This window comes from Collinsella aerofaciens (assembly GCF_040920445.1).
Taxonomy (GTDB): domain Bacteria; phylum Actinomycetota; class Coriobacteriia; order Coriobacteriales; family Coriobacteriaceae; genus Collinsella; species Collinsella aerofaciens_BH.
In genome coordinates, this window is sequence record NZ_JBCOTQ010000023.1 from 13,998 (window position 1) to 29,909 (window position 15,912).

The window sequence follows — 15,912 nt, forward strand, 5'->3', positions numbered from 1 at the left end:
GGCAAGCGCGCCATCGAGGCCGGCATCACCAAGGTCGCCTTCGATCGCGGTGGCCGTATCTACCATGGCCGCGTCAAGGCCCTCGCCGACGGTGCTCGTGCCGCCGGTCTCGAGTTCTAGGAGGTATGTAGCACATGGCTCGTAATCAGAAGCAGCAGCGCGAGGCCTCCGAGTTCGAGGAGCGCGTCGTTTACATCAACCGCGTGTCGAAGACCGTCAAGGGTGGTCGTCGCATGAGCCTCGTCGCTCTCGTCGTCGTTGGCGACGGCAAGGGCAACGTCGGCGTTGGCATGGGCAAGTCCGCTGAGGTGCCCATGGCCATCTCCAAGGCGTCTCTCGATGCCAAGAAGAACATGTTCCACGTGCCGGTGACCGATCAGGGCACCATTCCGCACGAGGTTCTCGGTCACTTTGGTGCCGGCCGCATCATCATCAAGCCCGCTGTCGAGGGTACCGGCGTTATCGCCGGCGGCGCCGTGCGTCCCCTCTTCGAGCTTGCTGGCATCAAGAACGTCCTGTCCAAGTCCCTCGGTACCGACAACGGCCTCAACATCATCAAGGCTGCCGTCGAGGGCCTCAAGGAGCTCTCCAGCCCTGAGGACGTCGCGGCTCGCCGTGGCCTGACGGTCTCCGAGATGTTCGTCGGTAAGGAGAACTAAGCATGGCTGACACCATCAAGATCAAGCAGGTCCGCAGCACCAACGGTTGCAAGCAGGACCAGGTCCGTACTGTCCGTGCCCTCGGTCTCCACAGGATCCGCGAGGTTCGCGAGATTGCTGACAACGAGTCCGTCCGCGGCATGATCTTCAAGGTCAAGCACCTTGTCGAGATTGTAGAGGAGTAGCAAATGCAGCTTCACGATCTTACTCCCGCGCCCGGTTCCACCAAGAACCGCAAGCGCGTCGGCCGTGGCAATTCTTCGGGTCACGGCACCACTTCTGGCCGCGGCCAGAAGGGCCAGGGTTCCCGCTCTGGCGGCACCAAGGGTGCCGGCTTCGAGGGTGGCCAGACTCCGCTGGCTATGCGCCTGCCCAAGCTTCCGGGCTTCCGCAACCCCCGTCGTATCGAGTACACCGCTGTTAACGTTGAGCGTCTTGAGCGTAAGTTCGAGGACGGCGCTGTGATCGACGGTGCCGCTCTTAAGGCCGCTCGCATCACCAAGAGCGAGTTCGAGCCCGTCAAGGTGCTCGGCAATGGTGAGCTCACCAAGAAGTTCACGGTCAAGGTCGACAAGGTCAGCGCTTCTGCGCAGGCCAAGATCGAGGCCGCCGGCGGAAAGGTCGAGCTGCCGTGCTAAATGGTCTTAAGAATGCTTTCCGCATCAAAGAATTGCGCGAAAAGATTCTTTTTACCATAGCTATGCTCGTCGTGTACCGCATTGGTGCGCACGTTCCTGTGCCCGGCATTCCCTTCCAGGGGATGCTGGGCCTTTTCTCGACCGATAACAATTCGGTCGCCGCAGGTGCTATGGCCCTCCTGAATCTTTTCTCTGGCGGCGCGTTGAGCTATGTGTCGGTGTTTTCGCTGGGCATCATGCCTTACATCACCAGCTCGATCATCCTCCAGATGCTCCAGGCCGTTGTGCCTTCCCTGCATGAGCTTGCCCGCGAGGGCGAGGTCGGTCAGACCAAAATTACGCAGTATTCGCGTTACCTCACCCTGGCTCTGGCAATCCTCAACTCCGTGGGTTACCTCTTCCTCTTTAAGAGCTTCGGCATCAGCTTTAATGGCGCCGGCGCTCCCGAGATCATCTTCGACCTCATGATCGTCGGTACGCTCACCGCGGGCGCCATGCTGATCATGTGGATTGGTGAGCTCATCACCCAGCGCGGTATCGGCAATGGCATGTCGCTGATCATCTTCGCGAACATCATGGCCGGTCTGCCGCAGGCTATCTTCTCCAGCACCGAGGGCAATGCCGGTGGCATCATCACCATGGTGATCATCTGCGCCATCATCCTGCTGGTTATCCCGCTGATTGTTTTCCTTGAGCGCGGCCAGCGCCGCATCCCGGTCTCCTACGCTAAGCGCGTCGTGGGCCGTCGCATGATGGGTGGCCAGACCACCTACCTGCCCATCAAGGTCAACACCGCGGGTGTCGTGCCGATCATCTTCGCTTCGGCGCTGCTGTACTTCCCGGCTCAGATTGCCGTGTTCTTCCCCGGCATCGGCTGGATTCAGGCAGTTGCCTCCGCGCTTTCGACCGGTTGGCTCAACTGGGTGCTTAACGTTGTCCTCATCGTGTTCTTCGCGTACTTCTACACCTCCATGGTGTTCAACCCCGATGACACGGCCGATAACCTTAAGAAACAGGGCGGCTTTATTCCGGGCGTGCGTCCGGGTAGGGCTACCGCGGCCTACATCAAGAACGCGCTCAACAAGATCACGCTTCCCAGCGCTGTCTTTTTGGCGCTCATCGCCATCGTGCCTTCGATCATCTTCTCCTTCACGGGTAACCATCTGATCCAGGCATTTGGCGGCACGTCCATCCTCATCATGGTCGGCGTCGTGCTCGACACGGTCGATAAGCTCGAAGGCCAGATCAAGATGTATGATTACGATGGATTCTTTAAATAGGCTAGAGGAGGATTGCTCATGAACCTCGTATTGCTCGGAGCTCCGGGTGCCGGTAAGGGCACCGTCGCACAGGAGCTCGTCGCCGAGTTTGGCGTCGCCCACATTTCCACGGGCGACCTGCTGCGTGCTGCCGTCAAGGGTGGCACCGAGCTTGGTATTCAGGCTAAGAAGTACATGGACGCTGGCGAGCTCGTTCCCGACCAGCTCGTGATCGACCTTGTCAAGGAGCGCCTTGCCGCCGATGACGCCCAGCAGGGCTTCATCCTCGACGGCTTCCCGCGCAACACCGCCCAGGCTGTGACGCTCGATTCCGAGCTCTCCGCCATGGGTCGCGAGATCGACTGTGCCCTTCTGGTCGATGTGGCCCCCGAGGTCATTATCGATCGTCTGTCTTCGCGTCGCACCTGCCGCGCATGCGGTTACACCGGCACCGCTGCCGATGCTACCTGCCCCAAGTGTGGCGGCGAGATGTATCAGCGCGACGACGACAAGCCCGAGACCATCAAGAACCGTCTCGACGTCTACGAGAAGTCCACGAGCCCGCTCGTCGACTACTATCGTGGCCAGGGTCTGCTCAAGTCGGTCAACGGTGACCAGGCTCGCGAGACCGTGTACGGGGATGTCAAAGAGGCTCTCGGTCTATGATCAAGATTAAGTCTGCAACGCAAATCGAGCAGATGAAGAAGGCAGGAGCGCTATCTAAGATGGCGCTCCGCCACGTTGGAGCCATGGTGCGCCCCGGCGTTTCGACTTTTGAGCTCGATCAGCTCGCGGAGCAGATTATCCGCATGCATGGCGGCACACCGGCCTTTAAGGGTTACGGTGGGTTCCCGGGGGCCATTTGCGCATCGATCAACGATGCCGTGGTCCATGGTATTCCCAACCCCGACATGATCCTGCGCGATGGCGATATCATCTCCATCGATACGGGAGCCGTTGTCGACGGTTGGGTCGGCGATAACGCTTGGACGTTTTTCGTCGGCACCCCCACGCCCGAAGCCAAGGCTTTGTGCGAGGTCACGCGCGATTGCCTTAAGGCTGCCATCGAGCAGGCTGTTCCCGGTAACCATATCGGGGACGTCGGTTATGCCGTTCAGTCCCTCGCCGAGTCTCACGGTTACGGTGTGCTTCGTGATTATGTAGGCCATGGCATTGGCCGCGTGATGCACGAGGACCCCAACGTTCCTAACTATGGAAAGAAGGGGAGGGGCGTTCGCCTCCAGGCCGGCATGGTCATTGCCATCGAGCCGATGGTTACGATGGGTTCCAACCATGTGAGCACGGGCTCCGACGGTTGGATTGTTACGACCAACGATCACCTGCCCGCCGCGCACTACGAGAACACCGTCGCCATTACCAATGATGGTCCGGTGATTCTCACCACGGATGCCCAAGGTGCTTGGTGCTCCCTCCAAGGCGGAGAAATGTAACAAGTTCCACTTAGTTGTGGAGCCATTACGAAGTTATTACGATGCGTGCATACGTGTTGTAGAATATTCAATCGCTGTCGTTTTCTAGAGAAAGATGATTGCTTGTGAAGAAGGAAGACGCAATTGAGCTCGAGGGTACGGTAAAGGAACCGTTGCCCAACGCCATGTTTAAGGTCGAGCTCGAGAACGGTCATTCGGTTCTGTGCAACATTTCTGGCAAGATCCGAATGAATTACATCCGTATTCTCCCCGGTGACAGGGTTGTCGTGGAGCTTTCCCCGTACGACCTGACCCGCGGCCGCATCACCTATCGCTACAAATAGCGGCACGCATACACGCACTCCATTTCCGACTGCAGGCTTAGCTCAACCTACGGTCGGATTGTGTGTGAAGACCAGCCATAGTTTTAAACGCCTGCGGCTGGGCGAGTAGATAGTAGGGAAGTAGTTTGAGCGCTACCGAAAGGAAGAACGATGAAGGTACGTCCTTCGGTCAAGAAGATGTGCGATAAGTGCAAAATCATTAGGCGCCATGGCAAGGTCCTCGTCATTTGCGAGAACCCCCGTCATAAGCAGCGTCAGGGTTAAGAGAGGAGACTACGTTGGCCCGTATTAATGGTGTCGACCTCCCGCGTGAGAAGCGCGTTGAGATCGGTCTGACCTACATTTACGGCATCGGCCGCACCACTGCGACGAAGATTTGCGTCGAGTGCAACGTTAACGTGGATACGCGCGTTAAGGACCTCACCGAGGATGAGGTTAACGCCATCCGCGATTATATCGATAAGAACCAGATCATGGTTGAGGGCGACCTCCGCCGTGAGCGCAACCAGAACGTCAAGCGCCTTATGGACATCGGCTGCAACCGCGGCCTTCGTCACCGCAAGGGCCTCCCGGTCCGCGGCCAGCGCACCCACACTAACGCTCGTACCCGCAAGGGCCCGAAGCGTCAGATCGGTGCTAAGAAGAAGAAATAAGGAGCGCTAGATAGATGGCTACTGCTAAGAAGAACGTTCGCGCTGCCCGTCTGAAGCGCGCGGACCGTAAGAACATTTCCGTGGGCCAGGCTCACATTCGTTCTACGTTCAACAACACGATCGTTTCGATCACCGATCCCCAGGGCAACGTCATTTCCTGGAAGTCGGCTGGCCAGGTGGGCTTCAAGGGCTCCCGTAAGTCCACGCCGTTCGCTGCCCAGATGGCTGCCGAGGCTGCTGCCAAGCAGGCCATGGAGCACGGTATGAAGAAGGTTTCCGTCTTCGTCAAGGGCCCCGGCTCCGGTCGTGAGACCGCCATCCGCTCCCTCCAGGCTGCTGGCCTCGAGGTCTCGAGCATCCAGGACAAGACCCCCATTCCGCACAACGGCTGCCGCCCCAAGAAGCGTCGCCGCGTGTAACTGAAAGGATCGTATCAATATGGCAATCGACAGGACTCCTGTTCTTAAGCGCTGCCGTCAGCTCGGGATCGATCCCGCTGAGCTCGGTTACAGCAGCAAGAAGGAATCTATCCGTCAGCCCAGGCGCCGTCGCAAGGAATCTGAGTACGGCATGCAGCTGCGCGAGAAGCAGAAGGTCAAGTTCATCTATGGCGTTCTGGAGAAGCAGTTCCACGGCTACTTCAACAAGGCCCGTAAGATGAACGGCGTCACCGGTGAGAACCTCATGATCATTCTTGAGTCTCGCCTCGACAACGTCGTCTTCCGTCTTGGCTTCGCCCGCACCCGCAAAGAGGCTCGTCAGTCCGTCCGTCACGGTCACTTCACCGTGAACGGCAAGCGCGTGGACATCCCGTCCTACCGCGTCAAGGCCGGCGACGTCGTCGCTGTCGGCGAGAAGTTCCGTGACCTCCTCCCCATCAAGGAGGCCCTGATTTCCTCCGAGCGCTTTGAGGTCCCTGGCTGGCTCGAGGTCGATATCGAGAAGCTGTCTGGTAACGTGCTCGCTCTGCCGACGCGTGAGCAGATCAGCGGTGATATCAACGAGCAGCTCATCGTCGAGCTCTACTCTAAGTAGTCCATCCGGGCTGCTGAGGCTGGAGGTAATACATGTCAGAATTCATTAGGCCTCAGGTTCAGGTCGAAGAGATCAACGAGACGTCTGCTCGTGTCTCCGTCGAGCCGCTCGAGCGTGGTTACGGCGATACGCTGGGTAACTCCCTTCGTCGCGTTCTTCTGTCCTCGCTCGAGGGTGCCGCCGTCGAGGCTATTCAGATCGATGGTGCGCAGCACGAGTTCATGACCATCCCTAACATGGTCGAGGATGTCACCGACATCGTCCTGAATGTCAAGGGTCTTGTCTTCAGGGCTCTCGGCACGACCGACGAGGCGACCGCAACCATCTCGGTTGACGGCCCCTGCGAGGTCACCGGTGCGGACTTCTTTATTCCGTCCGAGTTTGAGCTGGTCAACCCCGAGCAGCACATTGCTACGCTCACCGAGGGTGGCCATCTCACCATGAGCATGCGCATCGGCTATGGCCGCGGCTATGTTTCTGGCGAGGCTAACAAGCGTGACAACGATCCCATCGGTGTGATCCACGTCGACTCGCTGTACTCGCCGGTGTCCCGTTGCGCCAAGCTCGTTGAGGCTTGCCGTGTCGGCCAGCATACCGACTACGACCGCCTTGTCCTCGAGATCGAGACCAACGGTTCCATCGCCCCGCGCGACGCCGTGGTCCAGGCTGCCAATATCATCAACCAGCATATGGCCGCCTTTATGAACCTTGCCGAGACCCCCGAGGTCGAGGAGGAGGCTTCGATCTTCGCTCCCGAGGTCACCAACGACAACGCCGAGCTGGACAAGCAGATCGAGGATCTGGACCTTTCCGTCCGTTCCTACAACTGCCTTAAGCGCGCCAGCATTCACTCGGTCCGTCAGCTCGTTGAGTTCTCGGAGAATGATCTGCTCAACATCCGTAACTTCGGTGTTAAGTCGATCGAGGAAGTGAAGGACAAGCTTGAGTCCATGGGCCTGAGCCTGAAGGCTTAATGCTTCGCATATTTGAGGAGAAACTAGACCATGCGTCACAACGTTAAGAAGGGCCTGAAGCTCGGCACCGATGCGAGCCACACCAAGGCCATGAAGAAGAGCCTTGCTAAGGCCCTCTTCGAGAACGACCGCATCAAGACCACCGAGACCCGCGCTAAGGCGCTGCGTTCGGTCGTCGATCCGATCATCACCTGGGCCAAGAAGGGCGACCTGCACTCTCGTCGTCTGGCTATCGCCAAGCTCGGCGATAAGCAGCTCGTTGCCGAGATCTTCGACAAGGCTGCTCAGGGCATGTGGCAGGACCGCAACGGCGGTTATACCCGCATCATGAAGCTCGGCAACCGCAAGGGCGACAACGCTCCCATCGTTATCATGGAGCTCGTCACCGAGCCTTGCACGCCTAAGGCCAAGAAGGCTGCTCCGGCCCCCAAGAAGGCCGCTGCTCCCAAGAAGGTCGAGGCTGTCGAGGAGGCTCCTGCTGAGGAGACCGCTGAGTAGACATTCCGTCTGCATAGGCTATATTCGAGGGGTACGTTCGCGTACCCCTCTTTTTTTGTCGCGATACCGTTACTTGTTTGTTGGGAGCGCCCATGACTGCGCCGTCTGATTTCAATTCGACCCCCGAGCTTGACGCCACGCTCGTATTTCGCGTGGCCTATGATGGCTCGTCGTATAGCGGATTTGCCGAGCAGCCGGGACAGACGACGGTTGCGGGTGAGCTGCGCCGCGCTATCGAGACGCTGCTTCGCCGTCCGATCGATCTGACGTGCGCGGGGCGTACCGATGCCGGCGTGCATGCCGTGGCTCAGTACATCAGCGTGCCCGTAACGGACGCTGAGCTCGCTTGTACGCGCCGTAGGTGGCTGCGGGCTATGGATGCCCTGCTACCCAAAGATATCGCCATAAACGAGGTCTACAAGGCCCGTAAAGGCTTTTCTGCACGTTTTGACGCGCGTTCCCGGACGTATACGTACCGTATTGCCGATCGAGATGCGCGCCCCGTGCTGTCCCGCGGTGCCGTGTGGTGGCATCGCTATCCCCTCGACGTCGATGCGATGGCGGCCGCCTGCCCTGCGCTTTTGGGCGAGCAGGACTTTAAGAGCTTTTGCAAGGTTGCCTCGGCCGTTGGCAAGCCCACGCATCGCTGCGTGATGCGTGCCGAGTTTGGCCATGAGGTTGCGTTTGGCGAGGACATCCTGACGTTTACCATCGAGGGCAATGCGTTTCTGCATTCGATGGTCCGCACGATCGTGGGCACGCTTGTCGAGATTGGCATGCATCGCCGTGAACCCGAGTGGATGCGCGAGGTCATCGATGCTTGCGACCGTACCGCTGCGGGCCCCACGGCTCCTGCCTGCGGCCTTACGTTTATGGGCGTGGATTACGATCCCGCCGAGCTTGTCGTGCTCGACTAGGGGAGGGCTCGACGCGTCGTGCGTCGACACCTGTCATCTGTGGGCTGCGCGTGTGCAACATCTGTTCTTGACGTGCAATACAACTGGTGTCTCATTGCTTTTATTGCCGGGGTGTACCATGAACCACGGTTTGATTCATTGCTATCGAGAGGACGGATAACTTGGTTCGACGTGGCTCGCATCCGCGACTTTCGGTGATCCTTGTGGTAGAAGGTTCGCCCAGCTATGCGATGCGTGCGCTCGAGAGTATCCAGAACCAAGACCTCTACGATTTGCAGATTGTCGTTGTCTGCCGCGATGCTGCGCCCGGTGTGCGCCATTCGCTTCAAGTTGCCGCCGACAGGGACATCCATATTGATTTGATTGACGTCGAGGACGCGAAGCGCGGCGCTTGTCTTCGTGCCGGTTTTGCTGCCTCGCGCGGCTCTCAAATCATCGCCATGAACGCCGATGAGTGGTTTGCTCCGCAGTCTCTTTCCAAGATGGTCGATATCGCGTGCGATACTGCGGCAGACATAGTGCTCCCCACGGTGTCGCTCGACCGCTATGATGCACATCGAGAGCGCCATTCGCGCGTCTTGGATGCTGCTCATATTTCCATTGATAGCAAATCTTCGATGGTGACCGGGCTGTCCCAGTTGATTTTAGGCGGCCTAGTCGTTCAGACCTCTGGCGTGATGTATAGCCGTCCGCTGTTTGAGGCATGCCTTTTGTACGACAAGGCGTTTCGCACAGTTGGGTTTATGGCGTGCTCGCTCTCGCGGGCGCAGCGCGTCTCCGGATGCGGCGACGCTTGTTTCCACGCGGCGGCACCTAAGCTTACAGATGCCTTTGATCCCACCATGTATGCCAAGGTATCCGATGACACCCGGGCGCTCGACGAGCTTACGGACTCACTCTCGGAAGCAGATAGCGGTGGTCGGCTCAAGCTGGCAAGCCAAAAGTTCTACTTTGCCGGACTGGTCGCCTGCATCGAGAATTTGTGCCTGAGCCCGCACGGGTTGTCGTCAATCGAGCGTTCCGCCCGCATGCGTGATATGCTCGATGCGCCTCGAACCCGTCAGATGGTCGCCGCGCTCAAGGACAACCATCGGGGACTCGGTCTGTTGTTTGGGCCGATCGCCAGCGCCAAGCCCGCGCGCTGCGTGATGTGTACGCATCTGGCAGCTTTTCTTAACCGGACGGGCGCAAAAACCGCCTAAACGGCTCATTACGAAACAAACTTGCATAGAATTGTTTCGAAATGCATTCTTATACACAAAAGCCTTCAAATAGCGTTAAACTATTCAATCACTGATTGATTGTCTCCGCCATCTTTTGGAGAGAGGGTTTGTATGGCTAAAAAACGCAATGGGCGCCAGGATGCCATTAGAGATATTGTGCGCAATAAGGACGTCCGTACGCAGCGCGTGCTGGTCGATGAGCTCCGTGCCATGGGCTTTGATTGCACGCAGGCGACTGTCTCTCGCGATATTGCCGACATGGGGCTGCGTAAGCTCCCTGAGGGCATCTATGTTCTGGCAGAGGACCTGCACCTGCAGCGTATGGTTTCCGAGCTCGTAACGGGCGTTCTACGTACCGATAATCTGGTCATGATCAAGGCTCAGCCTGGCACGGCTTCCGGCATCGCCGCCGCCGTTGATGCGGCAGAGTTGCCCGATGTGCTTGGCTCGCTTGCCGGCAACGATACGATTTTGGTTATTGCCCAGACGGCCGAGGACGGCGAGCGTCTTGAGGCGCTGATCAATAAGCTGAGCAATTCTCGCAAGTAGGCGTGCGGGTCGTGCGCTCGGCACTGTGCGCGTGACATGGTGGCTTGTAAGGGGTATCGACGTTGGTCGGTACCCCCCTTTTTTGTTTGCCGGTATAAAGACCGTCCACCAGGTCACTTTAAATTAAAAGGCCCCCGAGCACTTTAATAAGCTGCTCGGGGGCCTTGTTGCTAATGGCCGGATGAATTTCTAGCCGACCGTATCGTCAGGCGTGGGCGAGGGGTCGGGAGTGGGCGTAGGCGTGGGCGTAGGCGCGCCGCCATCGCCGCCGGTCGAACCACCAGTGGAGCCGCCCGTCGAGCCACCGGTCGTTCCGGTGCCGCCGGTGGTGTCGTCGCCCGTGGTCTCGGTCGTCGTGGTCGTCGTGGTAGTCGTTGTGGTGGTTTCCTCTTCGTCCTCGTTCTCGTCCTTGTCGTCGTTCTCCGTCTTCTTGGTGTTGTTGGTGCCGTAGAACTTCCAGACGCTGTTGTTCTTGTAGGTGGGCGCCGTTCCGGTCGCAAACTCCTCGCGCTCGGTACCGGTCAGAACGGTGTTCATAAACCGCTTAAAGACAGGCAGGTTGGTGCTGTCGCCCAGCAGGTCCGTGCCGTATTTTTGGATGGGGATCTCACCTGCGGAATAGCCGGTCCACAGGGCGCACGCCAGCTGCGGGGTATAGCCGCAGAACCACAGGTTGGTGGTGTTGTCGGTGGTGCCCGTTTTGCCGGCATAGGGCTGGTTGACGCTCAGGGCGCCAGCAGCACCTGTACCGCTGCCCTGCATGACGCCGGACAGAACATCGGTGACCGCGGCGGCCTCGCCCTCGGTAAGCACCTGTGAGGGATTGTCGGTGTGCTGGTACAGCACCGAACCGGTACGAGAGTCAATCTCGGTGATGGCGATCGGCTGGCGATAGTAGCCGCCGTTGGCAAACGTCGCGTAGGCGGCGGCGATCTCGAGCGGCGAGATCGAGCCGGTGCCGAGGGTCATGACGGGAACGTCCTCGATGTTGTCCTTGGCGGGATCGATGCCGAGCTTTTTGACGAGCGAGATGATCTTGCTGTTGCCGACGGCTTCCGCCACCTGGATGTAGCCGGTGTTGGAGGAGTATGCCGTCGCCTGCTTAAGCGTGATGTTGCCATAGCTATGGTTGGCGTAGTTTTGGACCTCGGCCGTGGTGCCCTTGGCCTTGAGTGGCGAGTTGCAGTTGAGGGTGACGTTGGGGTTCATGCCGTTTTGGATGGCAGTTGCCAGCGTAAAGGCCTTAAAGGTGGAGCCGACGGGACGCTTGGCCGTGGCATGGTTTACGTGGTTCTCGTCGGCGTTGTAGTCGTAGCCGCCCACCATGCACTTGATGTAGCCGGTCTTGGGGTCGACGACGACCATGCCCATGTCCAGGCCGTCGAGTGAGAGCGTGTCGAGCTGCTCGCGGACGGCATTCTCTGCCACCTGCTGCATCGTGGGGTCGATGGTGGTCTTGACGGTCAGACCGCCCTTAAAGAGCACGTCGGTCGAGAACTCCTGCTCCAGCAGCTGCTTGACATAGGCGACAAAGTAGGGCTGCGAGTATACGTCGACGCCACTGCCCGAAATCTCGGTCACGTTGAGGGTGATGGGCTCGGCCTGTGCGGCATCGTGCTCCTCCTGGGTGATGTGGCCCAGGCGCAGCATGTTGTCGAGAACCTTGTTGCGGCGAGACAGTGCCAGATCGGGATTGACCGTGGGGTCGTACTGCGAGGGCGAGTTGGGAAGGCCGATCAACAGTGCGGCTTCGCTCAAGGTGAGGTCTGCGGCGCTCTTGGACAGGTAGGTCTCGGCTGCGGCCTCGATGCCGTAGGCGCCGTGGCCGTAATAGATGGTGTTGAGGTACATCATGAGGATCTCGTCTTTGGAGTACATATCCTCCATCTTTACGGCGATGTAGGCCTCGCGCACCTTACGCTCGATGGTCGAGTCGAACTGCTCCTCCTGCAGGATGGTGTTGCGCACCAGCTGCTGGGTGATAGTCGAGGCGCCTTCGTGCCCGCCGCCGAGGGTTGCCACCGCAGCACGCGCGATACCCCACAGGTCGATACCGCCGTGCTCGTAGAAGCGCTCGTCCTCGACGTCAACGGTGCCCTGCAGCACGTAGGGGGAGACCTCGTCCTTGGTGATGGACTTGCGGTTTTGCGTGTAGAAGCTCGCGATCTTGTTGCCGTTGCAATCGACGATCTCGGTGGGCTCGCTCACCAGATACGCGTTGGCGTCGGTGTAGTCGGGCAGATCGGACAGCCAGCGGTTGACGTTGCCGACCATGCCGATGCCAAATGCCACGCCCGCAATCAGCAGAAAGCCCAAAAACGAGAGCAGGATTATGGGCAGAGCATGCGTCTTTGAACGGCTGCGTCCCTGTCGTTGGCGAGGACCCATATATTGACCTCCAGGTATGTCGTGCCGGACGGTGGATGTGCCGTCGGGGCAGGATGGACATAAGTTATTACACGATAAACCAAACGGGGCGCGCGAGGCCTCGTGTATGCTGGAAGACGGCATTTTTCAGAGTGAATGCATACCTTGGTAAGGAGTTTGTCGATGGCGATTCGGACGATGGGGCCGAGCGGACAATACGAGACTGGATTGGATGCTGCCGGTGCGGCGCTGCCCGAGCTGCTGGCGCCGGCGGGCGGGCTCGACCAGATGCTTGCGGCCATCGCCGCGGGTGCCGATGCCATCTATGCGGGGTTGGGCGGCTTTAACGCCCGTGTGAGCGCCCATGGCTTTACGGATGACGAGTTTGCGCGCGGCTGCGCCGTGGCGCATGCCCATGGCGTGCGTGTGTACGTAACGCTCAACGTGTACGTGTTTGACGATGAGTTGTCCGACGCGGTGGCGCTGGGAGCTCATGCACTGGAGCTGGGTGCCGATGCTCTGATTGTCGCCGATGCCGGGTTGGCCTGCGCGCTGCGCGCGGCGATTCCCGGGGTCGAGATTCACCTGTCTACGCAGGCGGGCGTTCATAGCGAAGGCGCCGTGCGGCTTGCCGCCGATGAGCTGGGGGTCGAGCGCGTGACGACGGCACGCGAGCTGACGGTCGACGAGATTGCGGCGCTATGTGCCACGGGCGTGCCCATCGAGGTATTCTGCCACGGTGCGATTTGCATCGGCTATTCGGGGGCGTGCGAGTTTTCGGCCCTGCGGCGTGGGCGCTCGGCGATGCGCGGCGACTGCACGCAGCCGTGCCGTCTGGCGTACGACCTAGTGGACGAGGCGGGACAGAGCGTTGTCGCCGTCGAGGGAGATCGCCTGCTGTGCCCGCGCGACTATCTGGGTATTGCACATCTGCCTGAGCTTGTAGATGCCGGCGTGGCGTCGCTCAAGATCGAGGGGCGCATGAAGAACCCCGATTACGTATTCAATGTGGTGCGGGTGTGGCGCCGGGCACTTGATATACTGTGCGATGGCGCGTGGGACCCCGGTGCCGTGGAAGAGCTTGAGCGCGAGCTGGGAAGGTCGTTCAACCGTGGGTTTACCGATGTGTACCTGCGAGGGCGTTCGGGTGCCGAGCTGATGAGCTTTGAGCGTGCGATTAACCAGGGCGTGCGCGTGGGGCGCTTGGTCGCTGTGGGCCACGAAGAGGTGACCGTTGAGCTCGACGCCGCCGTGGCGGCGGGTGACACGCTCGAGATCCGGTTCTATCCGGGTGTCGACGCGCGTCCCGATGTGCCCAAGCGCTGGCCGCAGGTGCCCTGCCCGGTGGATGCCGCAGCGGGGAAGCTCGTCGTCGTGCATTGCAAGCGTAAGGTGGACGCGGGCTGCGAGGTATACCTGATTCGCAGCGCCGGCGTGTTGGATCAGACGGCGGCGGTGTTGGAGCGCATGCGGGCCGAGGCGGATGCGATTGCGCCCGTTGAGCGTGCCGTTGAGGTGCTGCCCTTTGAGGGCGTTGCGGTGGATGGCGGTGCATCGACGGAGTTGGTGGAGTGCGCGGTTCCCACTCGCATGGTTTTTGCTTGGCAGCTGATGGATGCCGACCCGCGCGGAGAACTCGATTTGTCCGACGCCGTTGTGGTGCTTGACGAGGTGTGCCGCGCGAGTGACGCTGACTGGACCCGCTCACTGATGCAGCGTGCCGGGCGCGTCGTCTGCCGCAACCTGGGACAGGTGGTGATCGCTCGCGAGCTGGGCGTGACGTTTGACGTGGCGGCGCCGGTGTTCTGCGCGAATCGGGCCACGCTTACCTGGCTGCGCGGACTCGGTGCGGGGCGGGTGTACTTGCCGGCCGAGTTGCTCGGCAATGATGCGGAGCGTATTGCCGAACTGGCTGCTGAACCCGGCGTCTTGGGTCCGGTCGACGCCGACCGTCCCGAGCTTATGGTGTGCGAGCACTGCCTGCTGACCGCCGAGGGCGTCTGCGCCACCGATGCGACGGGACAGGTCCGTTGCCGCGACTGCTTGCGTCGTCGGCAGGCACGCTATCTGGTCGAGCGTGACGGTACACGTCTGCCAGTTGCCATTGACGCATGCGGCAGGACGAGGATTTTCCTGTCGTAGGTGCCGCGTCGCGTCAGTTTGTTATCATATGAGAGTTTATGGACTTCCAGCACCGCCGTTTTCGGCGAGGGTGCTATAGCAAAAGGAGGATACCCAATGCTGTCTGTTGACGAGCAAATGCGTATCATCACCTCGGGCGCCGCGCAGATCGTTCCCGAGGCCGACCTTCGCAAGAAGCTTGAGAAGGGCGAGCCCCTCAACATCAAGCTCGGCGTCGACCCCACCAGTCCCGACCTGCACCTGGGCCACGCCGTGCCGCTGCGCAAGATGCGTCAGTTCCAGGACCTGGGCCACAACGTCACCCTCATCATCGGCAACGGTACCGCGTTGATTGGCGACCCTTCGGGCAAGAATTCCACCCGTCCGCAGCTTTCGCAGGAGCAGATCGAGGCCAATGCCGAGACCTACGTGAGCCAGGCCATGAAGATCCTGGATCCCGAGAAGACCACCATCGTGCACAACGGCGACTGGATTCTTTCGATGGAGCTGGCCGGTCTGCTGCAGGTGTGTTCCAAGTTCACCGTCGCCCGCATCCTTGAGCGCGACGACTTTACCAAGCGCTACCAGTCTCAGACGCCGATCGCCCTGCATGAGTTCCTGTATCCCGTGATGCAGGCTTTCGACTCCGTGCAGATCAAGGCCGACGTCGAGATGGGCGGCACCGATCAGCTCTTCAACCTGCTCGCTGGCCGTGAGCTCATGGAGAAGATGGGCATGGAGCCCCAGATCGCGCTCACCATGCCGCTGCTCGAGGGTACCGACGGCGTGCGCAAGATGTCCAAGTCCTATGGCAACTACATCGGCCTGACCGACGCGCCCAAGGATATGTTCGGCAAGACCATGTCCATCCCCGATGAGATGATCGGCAAGTACTACCGCCTGGCGAGCTCGCTCACCCCGGCCGAGGTCGACAAGATCGACGCTGCCCTGGCCGACGGTTCCGCCGATCCCTACGAGCTCAAGCGCGCTCTGGGTCGCGACCTGTGCGACACCTACCACGGCGCCGGTGCCGGCGACGAGGCTCAGGCCGAGTTCGACCGCGTGTTCAAGGAGGGCCAGCTCGCCGACTTCCCCGAGAAGCACGTTGAGCTGACCGTCAACGACGAGGGCCAGATCTACCTCGCCGGCCTGCTCAAGGACTTGGGTCTTTCGGCGAGCGCCGGCCAGGCTCGGCGCGATATCGACGGCGGCGGCGTCAAAATCAACGGCAAGGCCGTGGCTCCC

The 15,912-nt window shown here is 60.1% G+C and carries 20 protein-coding genes; 19 read left to right on the forward strand and 1 reads right to left on the reverse strand.

What is annotated here, in order from left to right; translation table 11 throughout:
* The 17 genes from AB5405_RS05180 to AB5405_RS05260 all read left to right on the forward strand — a co-directional run.
* A partial coding sequence (locus tag AB5405_RS05180; RefSeq protein WP_368137792.1) for a 50S ribosomal protein L18 occupies positions 1-120 on the forward strand: 120 nt, incomplete at its 5' end.
* 14 nt (positions 121-134) lie between these two features.
* Positions 135-659 (forward strand): 30S ribosomal protein S5, encoded by a 525-nt coding sequence (rpsE, locus tag AB5405_RS05185; protein ID WP_022094279.1) that lies wholly within the window; start codon positions 135-137, stop codon positions 657-659.
* 2 nt (positions 660-661) lie between these two features.
* Positions 662-844 carry a 50S ribosomal protein L30 gene (rpmD, locus tag AB5405_RS05190; protein ID WP_006235266.1) on the forward strand — a complete coding sequence of 61 codons (183 nt, stop codon included), beginning with the start codon at positions 662-664 and terminating at the stop codon, positions 842-844.
* Positions 845-847: 3 nt separating this feature from the next.
* Positions 848-1,297, forward strand: coding sequence for a 50S ribosomal protein L15 (gene rplO / locus AB5405_RS05195; protein ID WP_006235267.1), 450 nt, complete (start codon positions 848-850; stop codon positions 1,295-1,297).
* Complete coding sequence (secY, locus tag AB5405_RS05200) at positions 1,291-2,577, forward strand: preprotein translocase subunit SecY (RefSeq protein WP_035137447.1); 1,287 nt, start codon at positions 1,291-1,293, stop codon at positions 2,575-2,577. The genes rplO and secY overlap by 7 nt, the downstream gene beginning before the upstream one ends.
* Positions 2,578-2,595: 18 nt before the next feature.
* Entirely contained in the window at positions 2,596-3,222 is a 627-nt protein-coding gene (locus AB5405_RS05205; protein WP_006235269.1) for an adenylate kinase, read from the forward strand.
* A complete protein-coding gene (map, locus tag AB5405_RS05210; RefSeq protein ID WP_368137785.1) occupies positions 3,219-4,007 on the forward strand; it encodes a type I methionyl aminopeptidase in 789 nt (262 codons plus the stop codon). Before AB5405_RS05205 ends, map begins: the two co-directional genes overlap by 4 nt.
* Positions 4,008-4,111: 104 nt before the next feature.
* Positions 4,112-4,330, forward strand: coding sequence for a translation initiation factor IF-1 (gene infA, locus AB5405_RS05215; RefSeq protein ID WP_035137443.1), 219 nt, complete (start codon positions 4,112-4,114; stop codon positions 4,328-4,330).
* 150 nt (positions 4,331-4,480) lie between these two features.
* Complete coding sequence (gene rpmJ, locus AB5405_RS05220; protein ID WP_006363204.1) at positions 4,481-4,594, forward strand: 50S ribosomal protein L36; 114 nt, start codon at positions 4,481-4,483, stop codon at positions 4,592-4,594.
* A gap of 14 nt (positions 4,595-4,608) precedes the next feature.
* Positions 4,609-4,983 (forward strand): 30S ribosomal protein S13, encoded by a 375-nt coding sequence (gene rpsM, locus AB5405_RS05225; RefSeq protein ID WP_022094275.1) that lies wholly within the window; start codon positions 4,609-4,611, stop codon positions 4,981-4,983.
* Between the two features lie 14 nt (positions 4,984-4,997).
* Complete coding sequence (gene rpsK / locus AB5405_RS05230; RefSeq protein WP_006235274.1) at positions 4,998-5,402, forward strand: 30S ribosomal protein S11; 405 nt, start codon at positions 4,998-5,000, stop codon at positions 5,400-5,402.
* A 19-nt stretch (positions 5,403-5,421) separates the two neighbouring features.
* Positions 5,422-6,018: a 30S ribosomal protein S4 gene (gene rpsD, locus AB5405_RS05235; protein ID WP_368137786.1), complete on the forward strand. Its 597-nt coding sequence runs from the start codon at positions 5,422-5,424 to the stop codon at positions 6,016-6,018.
* A gap of 32 nt (positions 6,019-6,050) precedes the next feature.
* Positions 6,051-6,992: a DNA-directed RNA polymerase subunit alpha gene (locus AB5405_RS05240; protein ID WP_006235276.1), complete on the forward strand. Its 942-nt coding sequence runs from the start codon at positions 6,051-6,053 to the stop codon at positions 6,990-6,992.
* 30 nt (positions 6,993-7,022) lie between these two features.
* A complete protein-coding gene (gene rplQ / locus AB5405_RS05245; protein ID WP_006235277.1) occupies positions 7,023-7,490 on the forward strand; it encodes a 50S ribosomal protein L17 in 468 nt (155 codons plus the stop codon).
* 92 nt (positions 7,491-7,582) lie between these two features.
* Entirely contained in the window at positions 7,583-8,407 is an 825-nt protein-coding gene (truA, locus tag AB5405_RS05250; protein WP_368137787.1) for a tRNA pseudouridine(38-40) synthase TruA, read from the forward strand.
* Positions 8,408-8,610: 203 nt separating this feature from the next.
* A complete protein-coding gene (locus AB5405_RS05255; RefSeq protein ID WP_368137788.1) occupies positions 8,611-9,609 on the forward strand; it encodes a glycosyltransferase family 2 protein in 999 nt (332 codons plus the stop codon).
* A gap of 132 nt (positions 9,610-9,741) precedes the next feature.
* Positions 9,742-10,179 carry an arginine repressor gene (locus tag AB5405_RS05260; RefSeq protein WP_006235280.1) on the forward strand — a complete coding sequence of 146 codons (438 nt, stop codon included), beginning with the start codon at positions 9,742-9,744 and terminating at the stop codon, positions 10,177-10,179.
* 189 nt (positions 10,180-10,368) lie between these two features.
* Here the strand turns inward: AB5405_RS05260 and AB5405_RS05265 are convergent, their stop codons facing one another.
* Positions 10,369-12,567 carry a transglycosylase domain-containing protein gene (locus tag AB5405_RS05265; protein ID WP_368137789.1) on the reverse strand — a complete coding sequence of 733 codons (2,199 nt, stop codon included), beginning with the start codon at positions 12,565-12,567 and terminating at the stop codon, positions 10,369-10,371.
* Between the two features lie 162 nt (positions 12,568-12,729).
* Between AB5405_RS05265 and AB5405_RS05270 the strand changes: the two genes are divergently transcribed.
* Both AB5405_RS05270 and tyrS read left to right on the forward strand, forming a co-directional pair.
* Positions 12,730-14,688 carry a U32 family peptidase gene (locus AB5405_RS05270; RefSeq protein WP_368137790.1) on the forward strand — a complete coding sequence of 653 codons (1,959 nt, stop codon included), beginning with the start codon at positions 12,730-12,732 and terminating at the stop codon, positions 14,686-14,688.
* Positions 14,689-14,784: 96 nt separating this feature from the next.
* Positions 14,785-15,912: tyrosine--tRNA ligase (gene tyrS / locus AB5405_RS05275; RefSeq protein ID WP_368137791.1), on the forward strand; the 1,128-nt coding region annotated here is incomplete at its 3' end.